This window comes from Spirosoma foliorum, from assembly GCF_014117325.1.
In the GTDB taxonomy this organism is placed as follows: Bacteria; Bacteroidota; Bacteroidia; order Cytophagales; family Spirosomataceae; genus Spirosoma; species Spirosoma foliorum.
Genome location: NZ_CP059732.1, coordinates 5,814,025 through 5,827,836 on the forward strand (window position 1 = coordinate 5,814,025; position 13,812 = coordinate 5,827,836).

11 protein-coding genes are annotated in these 13,812 nt (G+C 46.6%); 8 read left to right on the forward strand and 3 right to left on the reverse strand.

Annotation, left to right across the window (positions count from 1 at the left end; genetic code table 11):
- Nucleotides 1–97: 97 nt before the first annotated feature.
- From H3H32_RS24605 to H3H32_RS24630, 6 genes are all read left to right on the forward strand, one after another.
- Complete coding sequence (locus H3H32_RS24605; RefSeq protein WP_182458311.1) at nt 98–3,388, forward strand: SusC/RagA family TonB-linked outer membrane protein; 3,291 nt, start codon at nt 98–100, stop codon at nt 3,386–3,388.
- A gap of 40 nt (nt 3,389–3,428) precedes the next feature.
- Nucleotides 3,429–5,165, forward strand: a complete 1,737-nt coding sequence (locus tag H3H32_RS24610) for a RagB/SusD family nutrient uptake outer membrane protein (protein WP_182458312.1) — start codon at nt 3,429–3,431, stop codon at nt 5,163–5,165.
- A 121-nt stretch (nt 5,166–5,286) separates the two neighbouring features.
- Nucleotides 5,287–5,547, forward strand: coding sequence for a hypothetical protein (locus tag H3H32_RS24615; protein WP_182458314.1), 261 nt, complete (start codon nt 5,287–5,289; stop codon nt 5,545–5,547).
- A gap of 212 nt (nt 5,548–5,759) precedes the next feature.
- Entirely contained in the window at nt 5,760–8,183 is a 2,424-nt protein-coding gene (locus H3H32_RS24620) for an endonuclease MutS2 (RefSeq protein ID WP_182458316.1), read from the forward strand.
- Between the two features lie 94 nt (nt 8,184–8,277).
- Nucleotides 8,278–8,940, forward strand: a complete 663-nt coding sequence (locus H3H32_RS24625; RefSeq protein WP_182458318.1) for an HAD family hydrolase — start codon at nt 8,278–8,280, stop codon at nt 8,938–8,940.
- A gap of 102 nt (nt 8,941–9,042) precedes the next feature.
- Complete coding sequence (locus H3H32_RS24630) at nt 9,043–9,828, forward strand: hypothetical protein (protein WP_182458319.1); 786 nt, start codon at nt 9,043–9,045, stop codon at nt 9,826–9,828.
- 32 nt (nt 9,829–9,860) lie between these two features.
- Here the strand turns inward: H3H32_RS24630 and H3H32_RS24635 are convergent, their stop codons facing one another.
- Nucleotides 9,861–10,019, reverse strand: a complete 159-nt coding sequence (locus H3H32_RS24635; protein ID WP_182458321.1) for a hypothetical protein — start codon at nt 10,017–10,019, stop codon at nt 9,861–9,863.
- 160 nt (nt 10,020–10,179) lie between these two features.
- Here H3H32_RS24635 and H3H32_RS24640 point away from each other — a divergent pair, with 160 nt between their 5' ends.
- Nucleotides 10,180–10,377: a bacteriocin immunity protein gene (locus tag H3H32_RS24640; RefSeq protein ID WP_182458323.1), complete on the forward strand. Its 198-nt coding sequence runs from the start codon at nt 10,180–10,182 to the stop codon at nt 10,375–10,377.
- 158 nt (nt 10,378–10,535) lie between these two features.
- Nucleotides 10,536–10,979: a hypothetical protein gene (locus H3H32_RS24645; protein WP_182458325.1), complete on the forward strand. Its 444-nt coding sequence runs from the start codon at nt 10,536–10,538 to the stop codon at nt 10,977–10,979.
- 6 nt (nt 10,980–10,985) lie between these two features.
- On the opposite strand, the gene H3H32_RS24650 is transcribed toward H3H32_RS24645, so the two are convergent.
- Nucleotides 10,986–11,738 (reverse strand): response regulator, encoded by a 753-nt coding sequence (locus H3H32_RS24650; protein WP_182458333.1) that lies wholly within the window; start codon nt 11,736–11,738, stop codon nt 10,986–10,988.
- Nucleotides 11,739–11,741: 3 nt separating this feature from the next.
- Complete coding sequence (locus tag H3H32_RS24655) at nt 11,742–13,472, reverse strand: sensor histidine kinase (RefSeq protein ID WP_182458335.1); 1,731 nt, start codon at nt 13,470–13,472, stop codon at nt 11,742–11,744.
- Nucleotides 13,473–13,812 lie beyond the last annotated feature (340 nt).

The following is a 13,812-nucleotide window of genomic DNA, read 5'->3' on the forward strand; positions in this document are numbered from 1 at the left end:
TCATAAAAGAGATATTTATTACGATTTCACTTTGAAGTATAACTAAACTAACCTAATATTGATGCGTTTAACTCAATTTTAAACCAACCTAATCTTCATGAAAGCAACGCTCTACAGGTTTCTGCAGACCGCTTTTTTGGGCGCAGTTCTACTGCTCTGGGGCCTAACAGCTTCCGCCCAGGACCGTCGTTTGACGGGTAAAATTACGGGTACTGATGGTCCCGTACCAGGTGCCAACATCGTACTGAAAGGTACCCAAACTGGTACCAGTTCCGATGCAAATGGTAGTTTCGCTTTGAACATCCGGGGAGCTAGCCCAGTGCTCGTTATTTCGGCCATCGGATTTAAGACGCAGGAAGTCCAGATAGGAAATCGCACATCGATCGATATCTCTCTCGAAGATGATGCAACGGCCCTATCCGAAGTAGTTGTAACCGGGTACTCCACCGAAAACCGCCGGGATGTGACCGGTGCCGTATCAACCGTAAAACCAGCACAATTAAAAGTAGTCCCTTCCGCTAACGTTGAGCAACAGCTCCAAGGTCGTGTAGCCGGGGTAACCGTTATCACCAACGGGCAACCAGGTACATCCAGCCAGGTGCGGGTTCGTGGTTTCGGTTCGTTTGGAGGTAACCAGCCGCTGTACGTGGTTGATGGTGTACCTACTCAGAACATCCAGTACATCGCTCCTGATGACATCGAAAGCACCACCGTTCTGAAAGATGCCGCTTCGGCCTCTATTTATGGAGCGCGGGCTGCTTCGGGTGTAATCGTGTTGACTACCAAGAAAGGTCAGCGCCGGGCCCAGAAGTTAAGTGTTAGCTATGATGGTTTGTATGGTGCTACCGATCCAGGTAAAAGCCTGCCGATCTTGACTCCGCAGGAACAAGCTGACTGGAGCTGGCAGGCACGTAAAAACGATTTGTATCAGGCAGGCAAAACTCCTGACGCAACGAGCTTCGCGGGTATCGCGGGTGGTCAGTACGGTACGGGCTTAACCCCAGTTCTTCCTGATTATCTATTGGTAGGTAGCCGTTCAGGTTTAGCTGCCTCTGCTGTAGATTTAACAGCTGAAGCCGCTAAGTACAACGTTAACCCAGCTAACGGTGCTATCTATAACGTGATTCCATCGAACAAAGCGGGTACCGACTGGTATGCGGCTATCACACGGGTTGCCCCTATGCAACGCCATCAGATTGGCTTCTCGGGCGGCACCGAATCCAGCCGTTTCTATGTTAGCTTAGGCATGCAGCAACAAGCCGGTATCGTTATTTTCAACGATTTCAAGAAATACAATCTGCGCGCTAACACAGAGTTCGACGTTACGAAGAAACTCCGTTTCGGCGAAAACTTCCAGGTTTCATACATTGCTACCAAAGGTATTTTGGGTGGTGTAGGTAACCAGTTTGGTAACGCAACCAACAACAACTCCAGTGCTGCCTCGGATGAAAACGAAGTATTATCGGCTTTCCGGATGCCTCCGATCATTCCGATTTATAACTCGTTCGGTGGCTACGCAGGTACCGCTGCTCCTGGTTTTAACAACCCACGTAACCCCGTTGCTGACCGGACTGCTAACGCTAACAACGGTAACTTCAACATCTACGCTTTTGGTAATGCCTACTTAGAGTATGATGTCCTTCCTTCTCTGACCTTACGCAGTAGCCTTGGTGGTAACTATTTCAATAACTACTTTAACAGCTATGGTCGGGTACAGTACGAAAACTCGGAAAACAACACGACCTACACTTACAGCGAAGGGTCAGGCTATGGCTTAGCCTGGACGTTCACCAACACGGCTACCTTCAAACAGAAATTCGGTCGCCATGACATCTTCGCTTTGGGTGGTATGGAAGCCCTAAACACAGGAGCTGGACGTAACATCAATGGTTCAGGCCAGAACCCTTTCTCGACCGATCCGAACTACGTAACCATCAGCACGACAACGCCTGGTGCTACTCGTAATGTGAACAGTGGTTACAACCTGGGTAACAAGTTTTACTCATTGTTTGCACAGGCTCGTTATACCTACAATGACAAGTACATCCTGACTGCAGTAGTTCGTCGCGATGGTTCATCGCAATTTGCGGCTACCGACCGTTACGGGGTATTCCCAGCGTTCTCGGCAGCATGGCGCTTATCGTCGGAAGAATTCATGAAGAACCTCCCCTGGGTATCGGACCTAAAAGTACGCGGTGGTTATGGTATCATGGGTAACTCCAACTACCTGAGTGCTACTAACCAGTACAACTTGTATGGTGGTGGTGCTGGCCAGGGTTATGACATCACAGGTTCTAACGGATCGATTTCAGCGGGCTTCTATCGGAGCCAGATTGGTAACGCAGCGGCTAAGTGGGAGTCTAGCGTTACGTCCAACATTGGTATCGACGGAAATTTCTTCAATAACAAATTGGAAGTTGTGGTTGATTTCTGGCAGAAAGATACCAAAGACTTGCTGTACCCATTGTCGCTGCCTGGCGTAGTTGGTGTTCGCTCGAGTGCTCCGTACAAAAACGTAGCGAGCATGACCAACAAAGGAATCGACATCTTGGTAACCAACCGGGGTACCCTATCGGGTGATCTGACCTATGAAGTAACGGGTATCGCTAGCTTCCTGAACAACAAGATCACTGCAATTGACCCATCGGTTCCTTACTTCACCGCCGGTGGTACTCGTTTAGGTACGCCCGTTGTTCGTAACCAACCCGGTCATGATCTATCGTCGTTCTTTGGTTATAACGTGATCGGCCTGTTTAACAGCAAAGAAGAAGTAGCCGCTGCGCCAACGCAGGATGGTGCGGCTCCAGGTCGCTTCCGTTTCCAGGACACCAACGGTGATGGCAAAATCAATGATGATGACCGCCAGTTCCTGGGTAGCCCAATTCCGAAGTTCACGGGTAGTATTACCCTGACGCTGAAGTATAAAGGATTCGATCTGAACACGAACGTGTATGCATCTTTAGGTAACAAAATCTTCAACAACCAACGTTGGTTTACCGACTTCTACCCATCCTTTACGGGTGCTGCAATGGGTGGCCGTGTACGGGATTCGTGGTTACCAACGCACACCAACACGACGGTGCCCATTTTCGAAAGTGCTTCGAACTTCAGCACCAACACCCAGGCGAACTCGTACTACGTAGAAAACGGTTCGTACGCCCGGATGCAGTATCTGAACCTGGGCTATACCTTCCCAGCGGTTGTGTTGAACAAAGTGAACCTGAGCCGTTTACGGGTGTCAGTATCAGCGACCAACCTGTTTACCATCACCAAATACTCGGGTCTTGACCCAGGCGTAGGTGGATCAGCTGACCAGAACTTTGGGATCGACGTAGGTAACTACCCTGTTCAACGCGGCTATAACGTAGGCTTAAGCTTCGGATTCTAATAACATTCAAACTCATTTCATTTCTTAGTCAACTCGCACTATGAAACAATTTATAACCAAGGGAACCGTAGCCACTGCCATGATGGTCATGGTTACCTTCGCTTGCCAGGACAAATTCCTTGACGTGCCCGCCACCGGACAGCTCTCGGGAGCCCAGCTGACCTCTAAAGCTGGACTCGACGGACTCCTGATTGGCGCTTACGCTCAGTTGAACGCCCGTGGCTTCTCCCAATCGGCCAGTTCTTTCAACTGGGTACGCGGTAGTGTCTCCGGTGGAGATGCCAACAAAGGCTCCAACTCAGGGGACTTTAACGCCCTGACTCCTTTCCAAACCTACCAGTTGCTGCCTTCCAGCGGTGAGGTGAATGCCAAGTGGAATGCCATGTACGAAGGTATTGCTCGTTGTAACTCTACCCTGCGCTCGCTGGCGAGTGCAGGAGCCGATGTGACAGCAGCCGACAAAGCTCGTATCTCGGGGGAAGCTCGCTTCCTACGCGCTCACTACTACTTCGAGTTGAAGCGTGCGTTCAACAAAGTGCCTTATGTTGACGAAACCAAGGATTATGGTACAGGTATCGAAGCAGTAACAAACAGCGCTGACATCTGGCCTAATATCGAGGCTGATTTCAAATACGCAGTGGACAACCTGCCGGTAAGTCAGGGTGCTGTGGGTCGGGCTAACAAATGGGCCGCTACCGCTTATCTGGCCAAGACTTATCTCTACCAGAAGAAATATGCTGACGCCAAAACCCTGTTCGATCAGGTGATTGCCAGCGGTATGACCTCCGATGGGAAGAAATATGCTTTGGTAGCTAACTTCCAGGATAACTTCAATGCCGCTAAAGACAACAGCTCAGAGTCCGTTTTCGCGATCCAGGCAGCTGCCAACACCGGTAGCTCGGATAATGCCAACCCTGATCTGGTGCTGAACTTCCCCTATAACACGGGGTCGAATGGTCCTGCTGGTTGCTGCGGTTTCTTTGCCCCTAGCTTCGAGTTAGCCAACTCCTTCCGGGTAGATGCTAATGGCTTGCCCTTATTGGATGGTTCGTACAACACGGGTGCCAATCAGTTGAAAACGGATATGGGTATTGCGTCAAGTGCAGCCTTTACACCGGATGCCGGTCCTGTCGATCCTCGTCTGGACTGGTCATTGGGTCGTCGGGGTATTCCTTACCTGGATTGGCAGGTTCACCCAGGTCTGGACTGGATTCGTGACCAGACGTTTGCTGGCCCTTACTCGCCCATCAAGTTTGTCTTCTACAAATCGCAGGATAAATCCCTGACCGATGGTAGCTCGTGGACAGATGGCTATTCAGCTATTAACTACAACATCATCCGGTATTCGGATGTACTGCTGATGGCGGCTGAGTGTGAAGTGGAAGTGGGTAGCTTGGCAACGGCTCTGTCGTATGTGAACCAGATTCGCAGCCGGGCCAAAGGCACGACTTATGTAAAAACGGCCGCTGGTGCTAATGCCGCTAACTATCAGATTGGTTTGTACACGGCTTTTGCGGATAAGACAACGGCTCGGACAGCGGTTCAGTTTGAGCGCAAGTTGGAGCTGTCGGGCGAAGGCCACCGGTTCTACGATCTAGTCCGTTGGGGCACGGCTTCAACCGTGTTGAACGCCTTCATTGCCTATGAAAGCAAATTTTTGCCAGTAGGTTACACAGGCGGTAAATTCACGGCCGGTAAAGATGAGTACATGCCGATTCCGCAGACTCAGATTGACTCGCAGGGCAAGAGCGTACTCGCTCAAAATCCTGGTTACTAGTCAACCGGTTTAAAATTCTACTAAACAGAAGCCCTATCCTGCCGAGCAGGATAGGGCTTCTGTTTAAAAACAATCACCTTTTTTAGTAGTTATTAGCCTATAAAACAACTAGACAAACGTTATGGCTAATCACAAAACCACAGACCAGCCGGGTTCCAATGATCTGCAACCCGGACGCGAACGGAGCCGGAACCAAAATGCCCAGAATAGCGGTGGACAACGGCCCAATGGAGAGAAAACAATGACGAATGCCAATAAAACCAGGCAAGGCGCTGAAGACGAACACTTTTTTGCTAACGATAACGCAGTTGAACTGACTGAAGCACGTGGAGATCACGAGCATTTAGGCCACAGTGGACGCCGAAATGGTAGTCGGAAATAGAAATGACTATGAGTAGTTTTATATATTCCCACTGTTCTTTCTATTGAAATGGAACAGTGGGAATTTTCTTTTTATGAATCTCGAGCTAAACGAAGAAGATTCTACCAGTTAGAACACCAATAGCGAATCACGAACCCTCTTCCTCTTCGTTATGTTATCTTTATAGGGCAGCTATATAAACCTGCTTCAAGATACTACGGCTACTAAATTAAATGCTTTACCCCAATACCTTAGAACAAAAATTAGGTTTCGATACCATCCGTGAACGACTCAAAGAAGCCTGCGTCAGTCCACTAGGACAGGATTATGTTGAAAAGATTCGCTTTACGGATAACGTACAACTAATTGACAAACTGCTTCAACAAACTACTGAATTTAAACAAATTGTTCAGTACGAACCCGACTTTCCGAACAGTAACTATATCGATGTTCGTCCGCATTTGAGCCGGGCACGTATAGAAGGACTAGCATTAACCGAAGCGGAATTCTTTGACCTTAAGTTGGCGCTGCGAACTGTACAGGATTGTCTGCGCTTTTTATCCCGACAAGGGCGCGACGAAGGTGGTACCTTTCCGTTTCTTCGCGAACTGGCAGGCCCGGTAGGTATAGATAAAAAACTTACGGACGCTCTGGAGCGGGTTATCGACGATCGAGGCAATGTACGCGATTCGGCCTCACCCGAGTTAGCCGCGATTCGCCGACGCATTATTGGCGAACAGGCAAACCTTCGCAAACGCCTTGATAGCATTATCCGGCAAGCTCGCCAGAATGGCTGGATTCCCGACGACTTGTCTCTGACTGTACGCGGTGGCCGACTGGTTATCCCAATTGCGGCAGAACATAAACGTAAGATCAAAGGCTTCGTGCATGATGAGTCGCAAACGGGCCAAACGGTATATCTGGAACCGGCCGAAGTATTCGATGCAAATAACGAAATCCGCGAACTGGAATATGCCGAACGGCGTGAAATCTACCGGATTCTACTGGCGCTAACGGATCAGATTCGTCCTCATTTAGAAGACTTACGAAAAGCTGTCAACTTTCTGGCGCAGATCGACTTTATCCGGGCAAAGGCCAAACTGGCGGTTCAGCTAGAGGCCATTATGCCCAAACTGCACGACCGACCTTTTGTAAACTGGATCGATGCCCGCCACCCCCTACTCTACCTTTCCTTTGCGAAACAAGGGAAAAAGGTGGTTCCGCTAAATGTTCGGTTAGACGAAAAAGGGCGAATCTTGATTATTTCTGGGCCTAATGCTGGTGGTAAATCGGTTGCGCTGAAAACCATTGGTCTGCTGCAGTACATGTTGCAATGCGGACTATTGATACCCATGGCTGATTACGCCGAAATGGGCGTTTTCCAGAATCTGTTCATTGATATTGGCGATGAACAATCCCTTGAAAACGACCTGAGTACGTATTCGTCGCACCTTACGGCCATGAAGCAGTTCCTGATTGGCGCGAACAAACGGACGCTCTTTCTTATCGATGAATTTGGTACTGGAACCGAGCCTGGTTTGGGTGGAGCGATTGCCGAATCTATTTTGGAGGACCTCAATAAGTCGGGTGCTTACGGTGTGATCAACACGCACTACACCAATTTGAAAGTAATGGCGGACAAAACATCGGGGCTAATCAACGGAGCGATGCGTTTCGATGGTGAGCACCTTGAACCGTTATATCAACTGGAAATCGGCAGACCGGGCTCGTCATTCGCCTTCGAAATTGCCCAGAAAATCGGGTTACCGAAAGGCGTTATTGATCGGGCGAAAGAAAAACTTGGTAGTCAGCAGGTGAATTTCGAGAAACTGCTGAAAGAGCTGGACATCGAAAAACGCGTTTTTTCAGAGAAAAACATCGAAATCGGCATCAATCAGCGGAAACTGGCCCAACAACTTGCCGAATATACCGCACTGAAAACCCGTCTGGACAACGATCAAAAGAAGATCGTTAACGATGCAAAACAGAAAGCGAAGGCGCTTGTGCAGGAAGCCAATCAGCGGATTGAAAATACGATTCGTGAGATCAAAGAAAACAAGGCTGAGCGTGAGCCAACCAAGCAGATTCGGCAAGAGCTAGAACGATTCGAAGAGAAAGAATTGAAGCCAGAACCGATTGTTATTGAAACGCCCAAACCAGCCGAAGAAGAGTTTGAGCATGATAATGGGGCAATTGGCGTTGGGAGCTATGTTCGGGTAGCGGGCCAGAATACAATTGGCGAAGTACTTGCCCTACGAGGCAAAGACGCTGAAATCCGAATTGGTGACCTGAAATCGAACGTCAAGTTGAATCGGCTCGAAAAAGTAAGCAAGAAAACCTTCAAAGAAGCTACCGAAGTACGAGACGACCGCCCCCGAAGCCAGGGGGTCGATATGAATGAAAAGATGCAGAATTTCAGCTTTAACCTCGACATTCGGGGCAAGCGGGGCGAAGAAGCACTTGGCGAAGTTGACCGTTTTTTCGATGACGCACTAATGCTTGGTTATCCGGAATTACGCATCGTTCATGGAAAAGGCGACGGTATCCTGCGAACCCTCATCCGCAATCACCTACGTGGCTACAAACAGGTAGGAAAAATGGAAGATGAACACGCCGATCGAGGTGGTGCGGGCGTGACAATTGTGAAAATGAAATAACGGTTTACAGTATTCGGTTTACAGTAGGTTGGTACGAATTATAGCGCGCTAGCTCACCGTAAACCGAATACTGTAAACCCAAAACTATAGCCTGATGAAAGCAGTAATTTTTGACATGGATGGCGTTATTGTTGACACTAATCCACACCACCGCATTGCCTGGCGCGAGTATTACCAGCGTAACGGAAAGACGTTAAGCGACGATGATTTTGTACAATACGTTTCGGGAAAGCACAACAAGGATATTGTTGCTCACTTATTTGCCAACCAGACCCTTAACCCCGACGAAGTGGTTCGACTGAGTCATGAAAAAGAAGCTCTTTTTCGGGAGTTGTATCGCTCAGCCATTACGCCTGTTCCGGGGCTAATTCCATTTTTAAAGTCCTTGAAAGAAGCGGGCATTCATACGGCAGTGGCTACGTCAGCACCCGTCGAAAACCTTGACTTTATCATGGATGCGCTGGATATTCGGTCTTATTTTGACGCGCTCTTAAATGAAAGCATGGTAAATCATCCAAAGCCTGACCCTGAAATTTATGAGAAAGCCATGGCTATTCTGGATGTCAAACCGTCCGAAAGCGTGATTTTTGAAGATTCAATGACGGGTATTCAGGCGGCTAAAGCCTCGGGGGCTTTTGTAGTGGGTATGGCTACGACGCAAACGCCCGACGAACTCCGGCCATTTGTCAATGAAGTTGCCAACGATTTTACCGAACTGTCTTTTGAACGATTACAACAATTGGTTAAGTTTTTTTAACTGGATTAAACGCAACTAAGCCTTATTTTTGTAATTCCTATCGATAATCAAGCTTATTAAAACAGTTTTAGAAAATACATAGCTCTACTCATCTGCTGCCCTATGCCTTACAAACGCCTTCTCATTTTTTGCATTGCCAGTTTGCTGAGCTGTTCGGGCAGTGCGTGGGCACAAGGTAAATACGTAATCGGAACAGTTATCGATCAGGCAACGAAAGGAGTCGTCGATAAAGTGCTTGTCGTTAACCAGCGAACGCGTCAACGGGCGCGAACCAATGCAAGTGGGCGTTTTTTTCTGACTGTTCAGCCCGGTGATTCCCTCATTTTAACCAGCCAGCTTTATAGTCGTACAGGTATTCGCTATGATGGGTCCGACAACCCGACAATTTTAGCGCAAGCCCTTCCCCCTATGCCCTACCGCGTAGTTGATCTTGCCGAAGTAACGGTAACGGGGAAACGCTATGAAGAAGTAAAGCGTGAAATTCAACAGCTTTTAGACGAGCCGGTAGCCTCCAAAAAGGTAACGGGCGAACAGGCTTTCGACCGGGTAGCCGATGGTGCTGGCATAACGCTGCTCTACGAAATGTTTGGGAAACGACCCAAATCGGATCGGAAAGCCTATTACATCATGCAGCAGGATCGGCGGCACGCGCTGGCCCTCGAGCGCTTTAGGTTATTAGTGGAACAATCGACAAGCTTACGAGCCGAGGAAGTTGATCGCTTTTTTGATTTCTGTGATTTCGACGACGATTATCTACTTAAAGCCGAAGATTACGACCTGATTAACACGATTCAGCAACTTCGTAATCGCTTCCAGAACGGCCTCAATCGTCGCCCAAGCCGAATAGCACCCGACCCAACTCAATCCCTTCCGAAGCAACCGAAATAGGGCTAAGGTGACGACCCATCAAATTTCCAACCTTATTTCTTTTCTCCTATTTCGGTATGCCAGCCTAATTTAGTTACTCCTTCTTTTTTGGCTTGACGTGTCATCTGGCTTTTCTGCGTGCGATACCCCAAAAGCAGACGAATCTGAAACCATGCATTTCTGCACCATTGTTTTAGTTGAATCCATTTCATAAGCCGACGGTCCAATTTTAGGATGAAAGATAAACTCTTACAGAACTGTTACATAGGTAGCATGGCTGTCGCAATAGTATTTTTATTAACCTCGATATGACAAATAAAATTGTGAAGCCAATTTAAGGAGTATCACAATTCGCATTTAAATCGAAATAGAATGGATCGTATTGAACTTATTGACCTAATTAAGTCAATCATAGATGCAGAAGGCACAGATCAGGAAATTGAGCAGAAGATCTATAAATTAAAGCAAAACATATTAGACCCTCAAGTCACTAATTATATATTTTACGATGATTTGACCCCAGAGCAGATAGTTGATAAGGCATTAAAGTATAATTCAATTCATCTGTAGGCATTATTTAATTTTATACTCGTTCAATTTTACAATAGCTACTGGGCTCTATAATAAATTACCATTGTTTTCGACCAGCAATGTATTGACAACGCCAGTTGACACAAAACTGCTTTCCCTATTTTCGAACGCTCTAAATTAGACTAAAAAATCTATCCATGAGCTTCTTAGAATGGTTTCTTGAACCAACTAATCCAGGTCCAGTTGGTAAGATAGAGGTAAATGCCCCTGAACCGGATGACGATGAACCTCCCAAGAAATGGTGGGTTTGGTTGACGATTGCGATAGGGCTGATTTTGGTGGGAATTAGCCTTTACTGGGTATTTTACAATTTACTTTATGCAGGAGCAAAGCCCGTGCTTATCAAGCTGTGCTGTTTAGCGCTTTATGTGTTGATAAGCCAATCTCTCACGGTTACACCTGACTATTCTAACATAGGGTGGTTAGGGGGGCTGGTAGATAATCCCTTTCGTATTTCGGACGATTACAATAGATGGCTCATATATATACAAGCCATTTTAGTGCCCGGAAAGCTGATAGCCTACAGCCTCGTGATGAGTTGGCTGATAGGCCAATATCTCTATAAAAAGCTTAAAAAGTAGCCCGCCTTAATTTAAAGGGGATTTCTTTGTCCGGACGACCCTAAGTTTGTTCATCAACTCTTTCCGACTGGCGACCGGAATTGGAATAGCCGATTCGTGGTTAACCAGGTACAGGTGATTAGCCTCCAGCCGTTCCAAATAATTAAGGTTGATCAGCAATGATCGTGACAAACGATGAAAATTGGGCGTTGGAAAGTATTGAGCCAAATGGCTCAGATTCATACTGATATGGTAGTTTTTTTTATTTGCCAGAAAAATCTTCACGTACGATCCATCGGCTTCGATATAAAGCACATCATTGGGGTCAATTTTCTCATGCCCTTTATCGACGGGAAAATACAAATAGTCGGATACCGGAGCAGAGCTTGTTTTTGCCAACGTAAATTGGAAATAGTTGTAGGCTAACTCAACCTGCATTTTCAATTCATCATGCCGAAATGGTTTTAATAAATAAGCAACGGGTAATGTTTCTTTCGCCGACTGAAATGTTTCAGGCTCCGAGTTGGCCGTCAGGTACATAATCGGCATATGATGAATCTCCAGGAGCTTCTTGGCCGTTTCAATACCATCTGCCGAAGAGCCTTCCAGGTGAATATCGATGAGTGCCAGATCGGGCGGATGGTTCCTCACGGCCTTTACAGCATCCTGAAAGGTACGGGCAGTTGTTGTGACAATATGTCCAGCTTCTTGTAGTGTTTCCTGAAGATCCATCGCCGTAATGATTTCATCTTCAACTATCAGAATTTTTAGTGGCTTCATATCTCACACGTTGAATTCCATTGCAAACAATACGCCTGACTTACCCTCTTCTGTATCGTCCCGAAACTGACACGTCCCATCCAATTGATCGACTTGGGATTGAATAAGTTGCATCCCGAATGAGCCACTTTTGACAGTTTTTGCAGTTGGTAAACCTGGCCCGTTATCGGTAACAACAAGTTCTATTTTTTTACCAGTCCGATAGCAGCTAATGGCCAGTTCCGGCGCATTGTTGTCAGGAAAAGCATATTTACAGGCGTTTGTTATTAACTCATTCACAATTAACCCCAAAGGCACGGCCTTATTCGCCGACAAAATGATTTTTTCAATCTCAAATCGAGTGGTAATGGTCGGATAACCATACGCCTTCAGCACCCCTCTCACGACTTCCTGGATAAAATCCTGCAAATCGACTTCGGCCAATTTACCTCCGTCGTATAGTCGCTGATGAAGGATAGCCATCGATTGTACCCGAAGGCGGCTTTCTTCCACAGCTTTCTTAGCGATTGGGTCGGTAAGCCGCTTCGACTGTAGACTTAGTAAACTCGCCACCACTTGTAAATTGTTTTTAACCCGGTGGTTTTGTTCTTTAACCAGTTCTGCATTCCGGTGGCTCATTCGCTGATTTTTGCGATACAATCGAAAAAAAACGGCGCTCATTCCTATAGCAATCACCAACAAGGCAAATGTTCCTCGGGTAAAAAGTTGTTGTAAACGCAGGTTTTGCGCAGTTAAGTCAATTTCCTTTTTCTGCGCCTTAAGAATCGTTTCTTTCTTCTCCGTTTCGTATTCTACATTCAACCGACGAATAGCGCCATCACTGTCTGCCAGCAGTTGGTTTCTCTGTAATCTATTCAACTCACTCAAGTGATCAAATGCCTTTCGCCATTGGCCAGTTGCATTAAAGTAAAGAACGTAGGTACTCTCCAGAAGAATACGAACATCGTAGTCATTTAACTTTTTACGTTCATACAAATTTTCGGCATCAGTCAATAACTGCCCCGCCAGATTGTATTGCTTCGACTGTACATAGGCCTCAGCCAAATGCACCATTGTTTTTACTCTAATGCCGCCTTTGTCTTTTAGCGTAAAAATATGGAGCGCTCTTTTGAAATAAGGGATTGCCTGTGGGTCATTAACTCTGGAAAATAAAGACCCTAAATGCACACTCGATTCGGCAATTCCTTCCGTATCGTTTAGTTTATAGCACAAATTCAGTCCTTTTTGGTAACAGGCAATTATCCGGCGATATTCTGCCTCATGACCTTTACGCTGACCATTCCAGATACTTTCGTAGACCATACCTAGACCGCCATACGCACGAACCAACGCTTTATCTGATCGGATGCGCTGGGCTACTTGCAGGCAATGATTAGCATAGTTCAAGGCATCTTTATAGCGTTGATAGCGACGCTCATTTTCGCTTAACCAATAATAGAGTCGACTCAATTCGTATGAATCGCCCCGAGGCTCCTGTATTCGTAACGATTTCAGAAAATAAGCTTGCGATGTTCTATAATTTCCAGAAAGCCCATACATTTTTCCATACAAAAACCAGGCTTCCGCCAGCAATAAGGTATCATGATCGCTGATGGCTTTCTGGTGAATTTCTTTGGCGTACGCCAATCGATTGGAGTCTATTGGAAAATAGGTTAGCGCCTGCCCATTGGTTACTGTCAGCCCCAACAGTGTAACTAAACCAGTCACGTAAAGCGCGAAACGGAGCATTGACATGCAGTTTTAATCGAAGGCGTGGTTAATGAATAGAAGTAGCATCAAATTTACTAAAACATGCACAAAGCTCCTTCAGTATTTTTTCTACAAAAAAGATAGAGTACTTGACAAGAAAAAGCGCGCCTTTGGTAAAGTTACCGTTGCAAATAGCTGATAAATAAGGGAAGTTTGAAAGATTGTACGTTAGAATAAACTCATTGTGTTAAGTAAATCTACTACGCTCAGTGGCCTGTATCAGTCGTATTGAATTAGCTAATCCATAGCTAGCCCTGGCAGTAGATCTGGCTTTCCGCTTCTATCCACACAAACTTAGTCCTATTGTTCAACTTTACTTTGCATA